This window comes from Acinetobacter sp. DSM 11652 (genome assembly GCF_900109815.1).
Lineage (GTDB): Bacteria > Pseudomonadota > Gammaproteobacteria > Pseudomonadales > Moraxellaceae > Acinetobacter.
Genome location: NZ_FOBK01000015.1, coordinates 14,955 through 32,284, shown reverse-complemented (window position 1 = coordinate 32,284; position 17,330 = coordinate 14,955). Strand labels below are relative to the sequence as shown.

The window sequence follows — 17,330 nt, the reverse complement described above, 5'->3', positions numbered from 1 at the left end:
GTTAAATCTCCTCAGTTGACTTATTGGCTGCTGCTAGTTTTTCGAAATGATACTTTCCAGTATGTAAAGAGCTTGGTCCTAGTCTTGAGAATTTGATCATTAAATACATTTCTATGATGAGCAGCACTGTATAGAAAGCAGCGAGTGCTAAAATTGAACCCCATACATCCGCTGAACTAATACTTGATGCAGATAGGTGTGTTGGTAAAACTTCACCAATAGTCCATGGTTGACGACCAACTTCAGCAACGTACCAACCTGTTTGAGCTGCAATCCATGGAAGTGGAAGGGCGATTAGTGCAAACTTGAGCAACCAAGTTTTATTTTCAGCATTACGTTTCATGACAGCGTACGTTGCAAGAATGAACAACAAGAGCATCAAGAAACCTGACGCCACCATCGCTCTAAATGCCCAAAATAAACTTGGAACATGAGGGATAGTATCTAAAGCTGCAGATTTAATTTGTTGTTCAGTAGCATCAACCACAGTTGGTGTGTATTTCTTCAACAATAGACCATAACCCAAATCTTTTTGAGTCTCGTCAAATGCAGCTTTGAGTTCTGGTGATTGATCTCCAGCACGAAGTTGTTCAAGCTGTGCATAAGCGACCATACCATTACGGATACGTTGCTCATGTTGTGCGATTAAATCTTTGATCCCTGTGACTTGTTCAGTTGTAGAGCGAGTCGCAATTAAACCCATGACATATGGAATTTTCACAGCATAGTCTGTTGTTTGCGTCTCGGGATTGGGGATACCAAATAATGTGAATGCAGCTGGTGCTGGATGTGTATCCCATTCTGCTTCAATTGCAGCGAGTTTGGTTTTCTGAACATCACCTAATTCATATCCTGATTCATCACCCAGTAAAATTACGGATAATGTCGAAGCAAGACCGAAAATAGCAGCAATGGCAAATGAACGACGGGCAAAGGCCAAATCACGTTTTTTAAGTAGGTAATAACTTGAAATTGCCAATACAAAAATTGCACCAGTCACATAACCCGCAGAAACAGTATGGACAAATTTAACTTGTGCCACTGGGTTAAAGATTAGTGCGGCAAAATCTACCAGCTCCATTCGCATGGTTTCATAGTTAAATGCGGCCCCGACAGGGTTTTGCATCCAACCATTTGCAACCAAGATCCAAAGTGCTGACATATTAGAGCCTAAAGCCACTAACCATGTCACACATAAATGTTGGACTTTAGAAAGACGTTCCCAGCCGAAAAAGAATAAACCAATAAAAGTAGATTCTAAAAAGAAGGCCATTAATCCTTCGATTGCTAATGGCGCTCCGAAAATGTCACCTACATAATGTGAGTAGTAAGCCCAGTTTGTACCAAACTGGAATTCCATCGTTAGTCCAGTGGTTACCCCTAAAGCAAAGTTGATCCCGAATAACTTACCCCAAAACTTGGTCATGTCTCGGTAAATCTCTTTGCCTGTAATGACATAGGTGGTTTCCATGATGGCAAGGATAAATGCCAAACCTAGAGTGAGGGGTACAAATATAAAGTGATACATTGCGGTCATTGCAAATTGAAACCGCGATAGATCGACCACGCTTTCAGAAATCATCAACGTGTCTCCTTCATTTTAAGTTCGCTGCCCGTAATTCGTTCAGCGACTTGATGGTCAAAGTTTTTGGGAATGGTAGGTGCATCAAACCAAATATTTTTAATCACGATAAGAATGATTACTTTGATAATAAGAATCAAAGTAATCTCTTTGATTAAATTTTTATTTAAACTTGAAGTTTTAATCATCATATTTAAATGCATTATTTAAATCTATTCTAAATATTATTATCTTTTTTTCATTTAAAATAAATACTTTATAGTCATAAATATTTTTAATATAAAAAATATAATAAAAACAATAGCTTGATGTTTTGATTTTTAATGGTATTAAATCCGACTAAAATGGTTATGTTTAAAATAAAATAGACTAAATTACTTGGTATTAATATTTTAATTCCAACTAAAATAATGGGATTGTTGTTTTAAAGCTTATTAAATTGGTTGGTTTTAAATCTGATTAAAATAGTTGGTTATAAAGATTTTATTAATTTTATATAATCGTTGAGTTGATTGGATTTAAATTTAATAGGCGTCAAAAATACCTTGAATGAACTATTTTCAAATCAAATGCATATAATTGAAGTGGGGGTAATAGCTAATTAATGCTGATCAACATTGAAAAGTTGATTTGTTTTGGCAATTTTTTTAGCAATAAAATGAGATCTTTTTGCACGGATCAGGAGGATTTGAGATTGAAATTCAAGTTCCCCAAACTCTGGTTCAACTTGTACATAATGTAATTGACCGAATTCATCGCGAACGCGTGCTTGAGCAGAGAAACCAGGTCGTGCATTACCACTAGAAACAGTTGCTAGTCGACCAAGCAAATTTGAGTGCTCTGATTTGTATTTGGGTTTGATTACTTGATCCAAACAATGAATCATAAATACCGTAAAGAAGATTGCGATAATTAAAGCGGGTAATAAAACATAGTACCAAGCTAGAAAGGCTTTCTGGCTTGCAAATACAATGAGCTGAAGAAAATATCCAGCAAAACTAAAATTGATCAGAAAAAAAACAAGAATGAGAACTTTGGAAAATTTAACTTGAAGCAAAGGAAGGCGAATAAGCCAATAAGGTGTTAATTTTTTTATAAATTGACTAGGTCTTAAGCCAAAAAAATAGCCTAAGGTTTCAGCCATGCTGAGCATTAGCAATGCAAACACGCACATATGAAATGGCATTAAATCAATTTCCATTAAAAATGCCAGCATGTCCTTCACCTCATGACTTAAGATTCTAAGTAAATTCCACCATCAGAATGAACTTTAATCTCGACTTTTTCTAAAGATTCACCTTGGCATGGGCCTGAAATGCACACACCAGTTTCTACATCAAATAAAGCACCATGAGTAGAGCATTCAATGAACTCTTGATCACGATCTAAGAATTGATTTTCAAGAAACTCGAGCTCAACTTGCAAATGTGGGCATACATTTTGATACGCATAGAAGCAACCATCTCGTTGCGTAATGAAAATGTTGTCACCATTTTCAGTTTCAAAAGATCGAGATTCTCTTTCAGGAATGTCTTCAGTCATGCAAATTTTATTCATTTTATGCGACTTCTATTTGAAATTCTTTAAGAAGTTTAGCGTAATCAGCTACGTCTAAACGTGGACCAAATTGAGCAACCACTTGGCTTGAGATTAAAATAGCCAATTCAGTCGCTGTTTGTAAATCTTTACCAGCATTTAATGCATATAAAAATGCACCAGAGAAAGCATCACCAGCACCGTTCGTGTCTAAAGCAACAACTTTACGTCCTTTCACTTGAAGTTCAGTTGATTCCGTTGCTACAAGAGCGCCGTCTGCGCCAAGCGTAATAATGACGGTAGAGCTTAATTTTTTAAGTGCAGCAAGAGCATTTTGTAAGCCATCAGTTTGTGTATACATCAATGCTTCTTGTTCATTACAGAATAGAACATCTACACCATCATCTAATAATTCGTCCAAGCCTGTACGAGCATACTGCACCATAGCAGGATCAGAGAGCGTTAACGCAATTTTAACATTATTTGCTTTCGCAATTGCACGCGCTTGCTTTACGGCAGCTCGTGCTGTATCACTCGTAGAAAGGTAACCCTCTATATATAACCATTTAGCGGTTTTTAGCGCTTCAAAATCAATTTGTTCATTACTGAGTTCAGCTGTAATACCTAAGAAAGTATGCATGGTACGTTCTGAATCAGGACTGACCAAAACCATGCAAGTCCCAGTTACGCCTTCACTGATCGAACGTTCAGAGGTTTGTATTCCTGCATCATTTAGACCTTTTAAGTACAACGCTCCAAGATCATCATTGCCGACACGGCATCCATAAAACGCTTGACCACCTAAGGCACTAAAAGCCACTGTTGAGTTAGCTGCAGATCCCCCAGAGGCTTGACCTTTATATTCTTGAGAATTTTTTAAGTTTTGAAATAGACGGGCTTGAGTTTCCCCATCTGTAAGCTGCATAGTACCTTTTTGCAAATTTTGCTCTAAAAGAAATTCATCAGATACTTTGAATTCTTGGTCAATGAGGGCATTGCCAATCGCAAAAAGGTCAACTTTAGCCATGTCTAAATTCACATCACGAAAAAAGAAAAAGATTTTACACCAATGCGATTGAATTCAGTAGCGTATAGCTTGATTTTCAAGCTTTAACCCACATTTAATCGAAATGAATCATTTAATTCAGATATAGTTTTATTGATTTAGTTTTAATCTGACTATTTTACTCGGAAAATAGTTGGAGTTTGTTGTATAAATGATGAATTGTATTGAACTATCAGTATAATGATCGTTGTTAAAATTTATGTAAATTAAGGAGCACACATGACCGTAGATGTTACTGAAACCATTCAAAACACCGTTCATCCCGCGTTTCAGTTGGTACGTCAACATCATGTAGCCGCACTCGATATATTAGTTTCAGAATACCGTCATAAAGAAACTGACGCTGTGCATTTTCATCTAGCAACTGAACATGATGAAAATGTTTTTTTAGTTGCTTTCCGTACACAACCGATGGATTCAAAAGGCGAAGCACACATTCTTGAGCATACTGCATTATGTGGTTCTGAAAAATTTCCTGTACGTGATCCATTCTTTTTAATGATCCGTCGTTCTCTAAATACGTTTATGAACGCATTTACAGCTGCCGATTGGACAGCTTATCCATTTGCGACACAGAATAAAAAAGATTTCCAAAACTTACTTTCCGTCTACTTGGATGCAGCATTTGCAGCCAATTTAAACCCTTTGGATTTCGCCCAAGAAGGTATCCGAATTGAGTTGGAGAATGGTGAGCCTGTTTACAAGGGTGTGGTTTTTAATGAAATGAAAGGTGCAATGAGTTCACCTTCAGATCAGTTATATCATCAACTTGCTCATCATTTATTCCCTAAAACGACTTACCACTATAATTCAGGTGGTGATCCGAAGGATATTCCTGATTTAACTTACGAAGAGTTAGTCAGTTTCTATAAGTCACATTACCATCCAAGTAATGCTATTTTCATGACTTTTGGTAATCAATCTGCCTATGAGTTACAAGAGCAGTTTGAAACTTTAGCGTTATCTAAGTTTAAGAAAGGTCAAACCTTATATTCGGCACCAGAACAGCGTCTAGAAGCACCTATTGAGGTGACAGAGACTTACGCGGTAGATGCTGAAGATTTGAAAGATAAAACCTACCATGTACTGGCTTGGTTACTTCCTGAATCTAGTGATATTCAACTTCGTTTAGGCTTACGTTTGGCTGAAGGGATCTTATTGGAAGATTCTGCTTCACCATTACGTCACTATTTAGAAACGTGTGGTTATGCTCAATCTACAGGACCAATTTTAGGTCTTGATGATTCTAACTATGAAATGACTTTCTACTGCGGTATTCAAGGTTCAAATCCTGAACATGCTGAAACATTCAAAAACGGTGTGTTGAATGTGCTGAACGAGGTTGCCTCTAAGCCAGTAGATCAGTCATTGGTTGATGCGATTTTGCATCAAATTGAATTACACCAACGAGAAATTGGTGGAGATGGCACGCCTTATGGACTAAGCCTCATCCTCAATGGTTTAAGCAGTGCAATTCATCATAATGATCCAATACATGTTTGGGACGTAGATTCGACCATTGAGCAAGTGAAAGAGCAGTTGAAAGACCCGATGTGGTTGCCTAATCTGATCAAGACCCACTTGATTGATAATCCACATCGTGTACAGATGACACTTGTACCAGATGCGAATAAGTCGAAATTAGAGGCTGAAGCAGAAAAACAGCGTTTAGCCGATATAGGCGCACGCTTAACAGATGCCGAAAAAGCGGAAATTGTACGCCAAACTGAGGCATTAAATGAAAGACAGGCGACTCCTGATAACTTAGATTTATTGCCGAAAGTTGGTTTAGAAGATATTCCTGCTGAGCTTCCAGTCGTTCAAGGTCAATTGCGAGAAATCATTTCTAATAACTTAGATACACCCTTGAACTTATACCATGCTGGTACTAACGGAATTTATTATCAACAAGTGATTATTCAAATTCCTGATCAAGTCGTGAAATCACCTTACTTTAACTTACTCTCCGTGCTCATGGGGGATGTTGGTGCAGGTCAATATAATTATTTAGAATTACAGCAATTACAAACAGCGGTAAGTGGTGGCCTTGGTATGGGGGCATCTCTACGTAGTAAAGTTGATGATAAAGGTAAAATTAGCGCATTTTTAACGCTGACAACCAAATCGCTTGCCCACAAACTAGATACGATTCAATTGTTAAAACTGGCATTTGAGAAACTGCGTTTTGATGAAAAGGACCGTATTATTGAACTTTTACAACAGCGTAAGACGCGTTGGGCATCCCGTTTGTCTGGTTCTGGACATAGCTATGCCATGCAGATTGCTTCTCGTAATATGAGTGCATTGGCATTACGTGATTATAATAATACCGGCTTAGGTGCGCTTAATTGGCTGAGCGAGCTTGTTCAAAGCATTGAAACAGATGAACAAGCATATGCGAACCTCATTCAAGAGTTGCAAAATATTCACCGTTTGTTGTTACTCGCGCCTAAACAGTTCCTACTGGTCTGTGAAGAGCAACAGTCTGAACGTTTAATTGAAGAAATTCAAAATGTTTGGGATAAACTTGAAGTGAAGCGTGAGCCAGTGCATCTTGCTGAAGTTAATTTTGAACAAACGCAAAATGACGAAGCATGGCTGATTCAATCCAATGTCCAATTCTGTGCTTCTGCTTATCCAGCAGTTGAAGTTTCTCATCCGGATGCAGCACCGTTAATGGTGCTTGCGGCTTATCTACGAAATGGTTTCCTACACAGTGCAATCCGTGAAAAAGGAGGCGCTTATGGTGGTGGTGCAAGCTATGATGGCAATGCTTGTGCATTTAGATTCTATAGTTATCGTGATCCACGTTTAGCAGAAACTTTCCAAGATTTTGAAGCAAGTATTGATTGGTTATTGAATACTGAACAAAAACCACACCAACTTGAAGAGGCGATTCTGGGTCTTGTATCGAGCATGGATAAGCCAGGTTCTCCAGCAGGTGAAGCAATTACTGCATGTTATGCATTATTGCATGGACGCACGCCTCAATTCAGAAAAACTTTACGAGAGCGTTTGCTCAATGTAACGTTAGATGATCTAAAGCGTGTAGCAGAAACGTATTTAGTGAATCAAAAACCAACGAAGGCTGTTGTAGCACCAATGGCTAAAAAAGAGCAACTTGCAGAACTTGGGTTTTCAATAAAACAAGTGAATTAAAATTAAAAATGGGGCTTAGCCAATGCGAAATAGAATAAAACGTTCACCAATATGGTTGGGTGTGTCGTCGTTTATGTGTTTGCCTATACAGACAGTTTGGGCAACAGATGTGGTACCAGCGAATCCAGCGTCACCACAAGCGTGCGTTGCACTTGATTCAAATGCAGAGCGTTTAGCCTGTTATGATGCATTGTTCAAAGCCCCTGAACTTGAGCAACCTGCTTATGTTTCTGAGCGTCAGGCTGCGCGTGAAATACCAGCACCGCAGGTTGAACCACAGGATTTAAAGTCTAAAATCGAACAAAAAGTTGAAAACTTGTTTTCGGTGGAAGGTCCTGTAATTACACCGAATTCATCGTTGCTTGATAAACGATGGGAATTGGCTGAAGACAGTAAATTAGGTACATGGAATATACGCGCACATCAACCTGTATATTTACTTCCTGCATTTTGGACGTCTGATAAGAACGAATTTCCATCGAGCCCAAATCCTCAAAATACCGTAGAAGATGATCAAAATTTAAAGTCTTTAGAGTCCAAGTTTCAAATTTCACTCAAAACTAAAGCTGTTGAAAACTTAATCGGGAATAATGGCGATATTTGGTTGGGTTATACCCAGTCCTCTCGTTGGCAGGTTTACAACTCTGAAGAATCACGACCATTTCGTGAAACGAATTATGAACCTGAAGCAAGTATTGTGTTTAGAACCAACTATGAATTTTTAGGTTTAAATGGTCGCTTACTCGGTTTAACGCTGAATCATCAATCAAATGGACGTTCGGATCCTTTATCACGTAGTTGGAACCGTGTGATGCTGAACTTAGGATTTGAGCGTGATAATTTCGCTATGATGATTCGACCTTGGTATCGAATCGAAGAAGATTTCAATGATGATAACAATCCTGACATTAAAAACTATATTGGTCGTGGTGATTTAACGACTTTTTACCGTTGGAATGATCATGATTTTAGTTTGATGTTAAGACATTCACTTAAGGGTGGGGATGATTCTCGAGGAGCTGTTCAATTTGATTGGGCATTTCCAATCAGTGGCAAACTTAGAGGCCATTTTCAATTATTCGATGGGTATGGTGAGAGTTTGATTGATTATAATCATCGTGCTACCTATGCAGGTATTGGCGTCTCTTTAATGAATGCTTTCTAAATAAAAAACCACGCTTAGGCGTGGTTTTTTTAGCGATCTTATTGTGATTGAATTAGGGGAACTCCAGTCACTTTCTGTATCTCATCAAAGTTGACGTCATGAGCCAGTTCTATCAGTTTTACCCCTTGAGGCGTGATATCCAAAACCCCTAGATCTGTAATCACGCGATGAACGACTGCTTTACCTGTGAGGGGCAGTGAACATTGCGGAACAATTTTTGGGGTGCCATCTTTGGCACAATGTTCCATCAGCACGACGACTTTTTGGACGCCAGCCACCAAATCCATTGCTCCACCCATACCTTTGACTTTTTTCCCTGGAATCATCCAATTCGCAAGATCACCCTGCTCAGAGACTTCCATAGCGCCAAGTATAGCTATATTCACATGCCCACCACGGATCATGGCAAATGAATCAGCACTGGAAAAAAATGCAGCGCCTGCTCGCGCCGTAACAGTTTGCTTACCCGCATTAATCAGGTCAGCATCTACGGTTTCTTTTGTTGGAAATTCGCCAATTCCCAGCAAACCATTTTCAGATTGGAGCCAAACATTGATATTTTCAGGAATATAGTTCGCAACCAATGTAGGCAATCCAATCCCTAAATTGACATAAAATCCATCTTCGAGTTCCAAGGCAGCTCGTTGTGCCATTTCATTACGCGTCCATGCCATAACTTATGCCTCCGCCTTTAAGGTCATTTGTTCGATTCTTTTTTCTGGTGTAGTGTTAAGAACGATACGATTTACATAAATGCCGGGCAAATGTATCGAATCGGGATCGAGCTCACCGATCTCTACAATTTCCTCAACTTCAGCGACTGTGATTTTCCCAGCCATCGCACAAACGGGATTAAAATTTTGAGCTGTTTTCCTAAAGATTAGGTTACCTGCCTTATCTGCTTTATACGCTTTGACCAAAGCGACATCTGCAGTTAAAGAGGGTTCTAAAATATATTCTTTACCATTGAACTCACGTACTTCTTTACCTTCTGCAATCAACGTACCTACGCCTGTTTGGGTAAAAAATGCAGGAATCCCAGCTCCACCAGCACGGAGTTTTTCAGCCAAAGTGCCTTGAGGGGTTAGCTCGACTTCAAGTTCACCATTTAAGTATTGTCGCTCAAATTCTTTATTTTCTCCGACATAGGACGAGATCATTTTTTTAATTTGTTTTGTTTCGAGTAGTAATCCCAAACCAAAACCATCTACACCTGCATTGTTTGAAATACAAGTCAGCTCTTTAGCTCCTGTTTGTTTCAGGGCAGCAATCAAAGCCTCAGGAATACCACATAAGCCAAAACCACCAACAGCTAAGGTTTGACCATCTTGAATGATATCGTTCAGTGCACTTTCAGCACTTTCATACACTTTGTTCGTCATTGAACACCTCATTGTATTTTTATTTTGTTCATCCTGAATCAGCTTCCGATCTTCATCATTTCATAATGCTGATACGTACTAAGCACATTTTTTTTGCCAATACGCATTGGCATAGTTAGATGGATTGTTTCGTTGCAAAACTTGACTAATGTTACGACTCGCAAGCATCAGGGCATCTAGGTCAATGCCAGTTTCATAGCCCATATTGGACAAGAGATAAAATAAGTCTTCAGTGGATACATTACCCGAAGCACCTTTGGCATAAGGACAACCGCCAAGTCCTGCAATCGATGAGTCAAATATGCGGATGCCTTGTGTCAGTGATTGATAGATATTGGCAATTGCCATGCCGTAGGTATTGTGAAAATGACCAGCTAAAAGTTGTGGTTCAATTCGTTCCAAACATGCATTCCAAACTTTGGAAACACGATCAGGTGTAGCTGTGCCGATGGTTTCACCCAAGGATACTTCGTAGCAACCTAGATCAATTAACTTTGCACTGACTTCAGCAACCTTAGATGGATCAATTGGACCTTCATAGGGGCAGTCGACGATACATGAAACGTATCCGCGTACTTTAATATCATGTTGTTGAGCAAACTGTAATACATCAGCAAACTTCTCAAAACTTTCCTCAATTGAACAATTTATATTCTTTTGAGTGAAGCTTTCAGAAGCAGCGGTGAAAACCGCAACTTCTTTACAGCCTACAGCTAAAGCTGACTCGAATCCCTTAAGGTTTGGTGTCAGTAAGCTGAACTGGATATCTTCATCATGTGGTAGGCTAGCATAGAGTTGATCACTTTCTGCCATTTGAGGTACCCACTTTGCAGATACACAAGAACCGACTTCGATATTCTTCAAACCAGTTTTCATCAAATCAAGAATAAGATTGCGTCTGTCTTCGAATGTTAAGGGTGTTTTTTCATTCTGAAGACCGTCACGAGGTCCAACTTCAACGATTTTCACAAAATTATCGTGATTTGGTGTGGTTTGATTGGTTGTTTTCATCATGCCGCATTCTCCTCAGCAGCTTGAAACTCAACCAGCTCATCACCAGCTTTCACTTGATCACCTTGTTGGAAATAAGCTGCGACTACGACACCATCAAATGGTGCACGTATAGCGTATTCCATTTTCATTGCTTCTAACGTTAATAACACTTCATCTTTTTTTACACGTTGATTTGCTGAAACAAATACTTGTGTCACTGCACCCGGCATTGGTGCTTTTAGATTTGAGTCAGATGAAGATTGATCATTTGTATTAAAATTAGGTTTGATGAGTTCAAATTTAAAAGTCTGCCCATTTTTAAATAGGGTGACCGCATAATTGGTTTTTTTAAAACTGATTTTCTCTTGACCGAAAGAAGTATGGATCGCTATGAGATTTTCATTGAGCAACTGACCTGAGATAGCGTAGCTTTCGCCATCAAGCTGTGCTTCGAACCCTTGTGAAGTTGAGATAAATTCAACTTGATACGTTTGTCCGAGATGTTCAAGTTTTATCGGTGTACGCGCATCAACATTACTTCTCCACAGGGGTTTTGCTTTCCAAACTGGATGGCTTGTACGCTTGGATTCATTTAACTGAGAATGCAGTTCAATAAATGCTGCTGTGACAATTGTTTCAGACGAAGAAGGAGTAGTGGTTTTAAATAGGAACTCATCTTCGCGCTGAATTAAATTAGTATCTAGGTTGGCATTTTTGAAAGAGTCACATGCCACTAAGCGATCTAAAAATGCAATATTGTTGCCTAAGCCTTCGACATGAAAGTGGCTCAAAGCATGATGCATTTGGACGAGTGCTGCTTCACGATTTTCTCCCCATACGATGAGTTTAGCAATCATTGGATCATAGAACGTTGTGATCTCATCACCTTGCACAATGCCACTATCAACACGGACACATTCATTTTGAGTCGGATAATGAAGATAATTAATTTTTCCAATTGCTGGGAGAAATCCTTTCTCTGGCTCTTCTGCATAAACACGAGCTTCAAGTGCATGGCCATGAATTTTTAATTCAGACTGTTGTTTTGGCAAAGGTTCACCATAAGCAACACGTAATTGCCATTCAACCAAATCTTGTCCTGTGATCATTTCCGTCACAGGGTGTTCAACTTGAAGGCGAGTGTTCATTTCCATGAAGTATGCTGTACCATCTTGCTCAACAATGAACTCAACCGTTCCAGCACCGACATAGTCTACTGCTCGGGCAGCATTAATCGCAGCTTCACGCATCGCTTCGAGTTTAACTTCGGCCATTTTAGGGGCTGGGGCTTCCTCTAGGACTTTTTGGTGACGGCGCTGCACAGAGCAATCACGTTCAAAGAGGTGAACATAATTGCCATGTTTGTCACCAAAAACTTGCACTTCAATATGACGAGGATTGACAACATAACGTTCAATTAGAACGTCATCATTGCCAAAGCTTGATTTCGCTTCACTTTTGCATGAGTTGAGTGCAGGAAGAAAATCTTCAGCACGCTCAACTAAGCGCATGCCTTTACCACCACCACCTGCACTGGCTTTAATCAGTACAGGATAGCCAATCTGATCAGCTTGTTGTTTAAGAAAATCTGCATCTTGATTGCTGCCATGATACCCAGGTGTGAGTGGTACACCTGCTTTTTCCATCAATGCTTTAGACGTTGCCTTTAAACCCATGGCTAAGATGGCAGCCACTGGAGGCCCTATAAAAGTAATGTTGTTTTTTTCACAGGCTTCAGCAAATTGATCATTTTCAGATAGGAAACCATAACCTGGATGGATGGCTTCCGCTCCAGTTTTTAGTGCAGCTTGAATAATACGATCTGCTTGTAAATAACTTTGTGCAGCAGGGGATTCACCAATATAGATAGCTTCATCTGCTAATTTGACATGCTGCGCTTGGGCATCTGCATCTGAGTAGACTGCAACGGTTGCGATACCTAATTTTTGTGCACTACGAATCACACGACATGCAATTTCGCCACGGTTTGCAATGAGAATTTTTTTAAACATATTGAATTCCTTTTTATTGTTCTGCCGTTGCTTGAATCCATGCTGGGCTTTGTTTATTTAAAAAAGCAGTTAAGCCATTTTTGGCTTCATCACCTTGACGTACGTGCGCAATGTGTTGAGCGGTTTGAATCAGTAAATCTTCTGTGACTTCTTGATGATCAACTAAACGAATCAAAGACTTTGATGCAGCTTGAGCTTCAGGGCCACCAAGCAAAATTGCATCAATGATTTCCAATACGGTGGCATCCAACTGTTCTGGCTGACAAACTTCATGGACGAGACCAATATGCTTTGCTTGTTCTGCAGAAATACGTTCAGCCGTGAGAAAATATCGAGATGCTTGACGAGCACCGATGGCACGGATCACGTATGGACTAATCGTTGAAGGTGCTAAACCTAATCTCACTTCTGAAGTGGCAAACTTAGCATCAGTGGAAGCCACACAAATATCGCATGCTGAAGCAAGCCCCATGCCGCCGCCAAATGCAATACCATGGACACGTGCAATAGTCGGTTGTTTCAGCGTGGCTAAACTTTGTAACATTTTGGCAAGTTTCAAAGCATCCTCTTCATTTTCCACTTTTGATGCTTGACCTGCTTGCTTCATCCAATTAAGGTCCGCACCTGCAGAAAAGCTTTTACCTCGACTTGCCAAAACGACAACACGAACGTCATCATTAGCATTTAAAGTTGTGAAACAGTGATTCAGCTCTTCTATCACTTGTGTATTGAATGCATTGTGTAATTCAGCACGATTAATCCAAACGGTCGCAACTTGGCGTTCAATTTCAAGCTGTAAAAATTCATAACTCATGTCATTATCTCCTTACATGCGGAACACGCCGAACTGAGTTGGTTCAATTGGTGCATTCAATGCAGCAGCCAAACTCAGACCTAAGACATGACGTGATTCTGCTGGATCAATCACACCGTCATCCCACAACCGTGCAGATGCATAATAAGGGTGTCCTTGCTTTTCAAATTGATCACGATAAGGTTGTTTGAATTGATCTTCTTCTTCAGCTGACCAAGTTTCACCACGTTGCTCAATTTGATCACGCTTAATCGTGGAGAGAACACTAGCAGCTTGTTCACCGCCCATCACGGAAATACGTGAATTCGGCCAAGTCCATAAGAAGCGAGGAGAATATGCTCGACCGCACATTCCATAGTTGCCTGCACCAAAAGAACCACCGACCACCAAGGTGATTTTAGGAACATTTGCGGTCGCTACTGCCATGACCAATTTGGCTCCATTTTTGGCAATACCTTCATTTTCATATTGGCGACCGACCATGAAGCCTGTGATGTTTTGGATAAAGAGCAGTGGAATATTGCGTTGCGTACATAATTCGATGAAATGCGCGCCTTTCTGTGCAGACTCTGAAAATAAAATTCCGTTATTGGCAATGATTCCGACCTTCATGCCGTAGATAGATGCAAAACCTGTAATTAAGGTTGTACCAAAACGAGCTTTAAACTCATCAAGTCTGGAACCATCCACGATACGCGCAATTACTTCACGGATGTCAAAGGGCTTGCGTGAGTCACTCGGAATGACACCATAGAGTTCCTCAGCACTATAAAGTGGTTCTTCAATTTCTGTCTTAAATGCTTTCGGTTCGATATTTAGGTTTTGAACAATATTGCGTGCAATTTGAATCGCATGTTCATCACTTTCTGCAAGATGATCTGCGACACCAGATAAACGGGTATGAACATCGCCACCACCAAGGTCTTCAGCAGTCACCACTTCACCTGTTGCAGCTTTTACCAAAGGTGGACCACCGAGGAAAATCGTACCTTGATTGCGGACAATAATTGTTTCATCGGACATGGCAGGGACATATGCGCCACCCGCAGTACAACTCCCCATAACCACGGCTATTTGTGCAATACCTTTACTCGACATGCGTGCTTGGTTGTAAAAAATTCGTCCAAAATGATCGCGATCAGGGAATACTTCATCCTGCATTGGCAGAAATGCACCGCCTGAGTCGACCATATAAATACAAGGAAGATGATTTTGTTCAGCAATTTCTTGCGCACGTAAATGTTTTTTTACAGTTAAAGGATAATATGTACCTCCTTTAACTGTTGCATCATTGGCAACGATCATGCATGTCACACCATGCACTTGACCAATACCTGCTACCACACCTGCGGCTGGTACATCGTCAGCATAAACTTGATAAGCAGCGAGTTGACCAATTTCAAGAAAGGCAGTTCCTGCATCAATGAGTTGATCAATGCGCTCACGCGGTAATAGTTTTCCACGTGCTAAATGCTTCTGACGTGCTTTTTCTCCACCACCTAAGGCAATGGTTTGAGCTTGTTTTTTTAAGTCTGCGACCAATTCAAGCATTGCAGCTTGATTGATTTTAAACTCTTCACTACGTGGATTGATTTTACTTTTAATTTCGTTCATCAATGACTTCCTTGTATTAACTTGAATTATTTGGTTTCGTTGAATAACTCACGACCAATTAACATGCGTCGAATTTCAGAAGTTCCTGCACCGATTTCATAGAGTTTGGCATCACGCCACAATCGACCTGTGCTGTAATCATTGATATAACCATTGCCCCCAAGGGTTTGAATTGCTTCACCAGCCATCCAGGTTGCTTTTTCAGCTGAGTAGAGAATGGCACTTGCTGCATCTTTACGTAAACCACGATCATGATCAGCTTTATCACATGCTGCACCCACGGCATAAACCAAAGCCTTGCTTGCCAACCATGTAGAATACATATCCGCAATTTTGCCTTGCATGAGTTGGAATTCACCTAAACATTGACCGAATTGCTTACGTTCATGAATGTATGGGATGACCACATCTAAACATGCATCCATAATGCCTAGTGGTCCACCACTGAGAACTGCACGTTCGTAATCCAATCCACTCATGAGCACTTTTGTACCGTTACCCACACCACCCATCACGTTTTCTTTAGGCACTTTGACATTGTCAAAGAACAGGGGATAAGTATTTGAACCACGCATTCCGAGTTTGTCTAAGTGACTCCCATGACTAAAGCCTTCCATGCCTTTTTCAATAATGAAAGCAGTCATGCCTTTGGCACCAGCATTGATGTCAGTTTTGGCGTAAACCACCAGCACGTCAGCATCTCCACCATTGGTAATCCACATTTTTGAGCCATTAAGTACAAAGTGATCACCATGATCTTCAGCACGTAATTTCATACTAACGACATCTGAACCCGCATTCGGTTCAGACATTGCCAAAGCACCGACATATTCGCCAGAAATTAATTTAGGAAGATATTTTTGTTTTTGTTCTTCGCTACCATTACGGTTAATTTGATTCACACAAAGATTTGAATGTGCCCCGTATGAAAGTCCAATGGAAGCAGATGCTCGTGAAATTTCCTGCATGACAATGATATGAGCCAAATAACCCAGATTGACACCACCGTATTCTTCACTCACGGTAAGTCCAAGTAACCCCATATCACCGAATTTTTTCCATAAGTGAGCTGGAAATAAGTTGTCTTGATCAACTTGTTGAGCAATAGGTGCGATTTCCTTTGCACAGAATGCAGCTACAGAATCACGTAAAGCGATTAGTGTTTCGTCTAGTCCAAAGTCGATACTCTGTAAATTCATTTTCATTCATCCTAAAATTTAATTTTTATTTCCAGTGAAGCATTTTGTCCTTGCTTGAGAAATACAATACAGTTATTTTTTAAAAAAGTGAATATAGATTCAGAAAATGATTTATAATTCATTTTAGTTGATTGGGTGAACAATTATGAGTTATAAAAGATCCACTTTGATGCAAGAGCGTATGGAGCAAAATCGTCAATCGATACTGCAATCCGCGCGCGAACTTATTGCGGGTGGTGGTTTTAAAGATGCACAAGTGCAAGCGATTGCAGATAAATCTGGTGTCTCGAGTGGTTTGGTCTATCGCTATTTTGAGAACAAAAATCAGATTTTGATTGAAGTGCTTTCACAGGCCATCAAAGGTGAGGTCGATATTCTGAATCAGATTGCAAAAAATGATTGGACTTCGACTGAGAAGTTGACAAAGGCCGTCACTGCTTTCGTAAAACGTGCTCTGAATAGCCCTCAACTTGCATATTCACTCATGTTTGAGCCCGTAGACCCAACGATTGAGCATGAACGTTTTAGAAGTAAGCAATTGATAAAACAATCCATTAAGGAGATTCTTGCCGAAGGAAAGGTCAATGGTGAGTTCGAATTTGAAGATTTAAATACAGCTGCATTATGCGTGGTTGGTGCGATGACATTCGTTGTGATTGAACCTTTAAATCCATCCCGTAATGTGATGTTTGATGACGGTTATAAAGGTTATTTCGTTAAGCAAATTGCAGACTTTTGTGTCAATGCAGTTAAGGCAAAGGAGGAAAATTAATTTAATTCACACAAAAGGATGTCATGTTTAAACGAG

At 39.9% G+C, this 17,330-nt stretch carries 15 protein-coding genes; 3 read left to right on the top strand and 12 right to left on the bottom strand.

Features of this window, described 5'->3' with window-relative positions; genetic code table 11:
* Position 1 precedes the first annotated feature (1 nt).
* The 5 genes from BMW42_RS13055 to BMW42_RS13035 form a co-directional block, all read right to left on the bottom strand.
* Complete coding sequence (locus tag BMW42_RS13055) at positions 2-1,582, bottom strand: cytochrome ubiquinol oxidase subunit I (RefSeq protein ID WP_035266593.1); 1,581 nt, start codon at positions 1,580-1,582, stop codon at positions 2-4.
* The gene (gene cydP / locus BMW42_RS13050) at positions 1,582-1,773 is read right to left on the bottom strand and encodes a cytochrome oxidase putative small subunit CydP (RefSeq protein ID WP_092768467.1); all 192 of its coding nucleotides are present in this window, start codon (positions 1,771-1,773) and stop codon (positions 1,582-1,584) included. Before cydP ends, BMW42_RS13055 begins: the two co-directional genes overlap by 1 nt.
* A 410-nt stretch (positions 1,774-2,183) precedes the next feature.
* Positions 2,184-2,798, bottom strand: a complete 615-nt coding sequence (locus BMW42_RS13045) for an OB-fold-containig protein (RefSeq protein WP_092768423.1) — start codon at positions 2,796-2,798, stop codon at positions 2,184-2,186.
* A gap of 17 nt (positions 2,799-2,815) precedes the next feature.
* Positions 2,816-3,124, bottom strand: coding sequence for a Rieske (2Fe-2S) protein (locus tag BMW42_RS13040; protein WP_171076765.1), 309 nt, complete (start codon positions 3,122-3,124; stop codon positions 2,816-2,818).
* 16 nt (positions 3,125-3,140) lie between these two features.
* Complete coding sequence (locus BMW42_RS13035; protein ID WP_092768421.1) at positions 3,141-4,145, bottom strand: adenosine kinase; 1,005 nt, start codon at positions 4,143-4,145, stop codon at positions 3,141-3,143.
* 258 nt (positions 4,146-4,403) lie between these two features.
* Here BMW42_RS13035 and BMW42_RS13030 point away from each other — a divergent pair, with 258 nt between their 5' ends.
* On the top strand, positions 4,404-7,343 hold the full coding sequence (locus BMW42_RS13030) for an insulinase family protein (RefSeq protein WP_092768419.1): 2,940 nt from the start codon (positions 4,404-4,406) through the stop codon (positions 7,341-7,343).
* Positions 7,344-7,416: 73 nt separating this feature from the next.
* Positions 7,417-8,508: a phospholipase A gene (locus BMW42_RS13025; RefSeq protein ID WP_228143132.1), complete on the top strand. Its 1,092-nt coding sequence runs from the start codon at positions 7,417-7,419 to the stop codon at positions 8,506-8,508.
* Positions 8,509-8,546: 38 nt separating this feature from the next.
* On the opposite strand, the gene BMW42_RS13020 is transcribed toward BMW42_RS13025, so the two are convergent.
* From BMW42_RS13020 to BMW42_RS12990, 7 genes are all read right to left on the bottom strand, one after another.
* Positions 8,547-9,182: a CoA transferase subunit B gene (locus BMW42_RS13020; RefSeq protein ID WP_092768415.1), complete on the bottom strand. Its 636-nt coding sequence runs from the start codon at positions 9,180-9,182 to the stop codon at positions 8,547-8,549.
* Positions 9,183-9,185: 3 nt separating this feature from the next.
* A complete protein-coding gene (locus BMW42_RS13015) occupies positions 9,186-9,890 on the bottom strand; it encodes a CoA transferase subunit A (protein ID WP_092768413.1) in 705 nt (234 codons plus the stop codon).
* A gap of 78 nt (positions 9,891-9,968) precedes the next feature.
* Complete coding sequence (locus BMW42_RS13010) at positions 9,969-10,901, bottom strand: hydroxymethylglutaryl-CoA lyase (RefSeq protein ID WP_092768465.1); 933 nt, start codon at positions 10,899-10,901, stop codon at positions 9,969-9,971.
* The gene (locus BMW42_RS13005) at positions 10,901-12,895 is read right to left on the bottom strand and encodes an acetyl/propionyl/methylcrotonyl-CoA carboxylase subunit alpha (RefSeq protein ID WP_092768411.1); all 1,995 of its coding nucleotides are present in this window, start codon (positions 12,893-12,895) and stop codon (positions 10,901-10,903) included. The genes BMW42_RS13010 and BMW42_RS13005 overlap by 1 nt, the downstream gene beginning before the upstream one ends.
* Before the next feature lie 13 nt (positions 12,896-12,908).
* A complete protein-coding gene (locus BMW42_RS13000; protein ID WP_092768409.1) occupies positions 12,909-13,709 on the bottom strand; it encodes an enoyl-CoA hydratase/isomerase family protein in 801 nt (266 codons plus the stop codon).
* Between the two features lie 12 nt (positions 13,710-13,721).
* Entirely contained in the window at positions 13,722-15,323 is a 1,602-nt protein-coding gene (locus tag BMW42_RS12995; RefSeq protein WP_092768407.1) for a carboxyl transferase domain-containing protein, read from the bottom strand.
* A 26-nt stretch (positions 15,324-15,349) separates the two neighbouring features.
* Positions 15,350-16,522, bottom strand: coding sequence for an isovaleryl-CoA dehydrogenase (locus tag BMW42_RS12990; RefSeq protein ID WP_092768404.1), 1,173 nt, complete (start codon positions 16,520-16,522; stop codon positions 15,350-15,352).
* 145 nt (positions 16,523-16,667) lie between these two features.
* Here BMW42_RS12990 and BMW42_RS12985 point away from each other — a divergent pair, with 145 nt between their 5' ends.
* A complete protein-coding gene (locus tag BMW42_RS12985) occupies positions 16,668-17,294 on the top strand; it encodes a TetR/AcrR family transcriptional regulator (protein ID WP_092768402.1) in 627 nt (208 codons plus the stop codon).
* Positions 17,295-17,330: the final 36 nt, after the last annotated feature.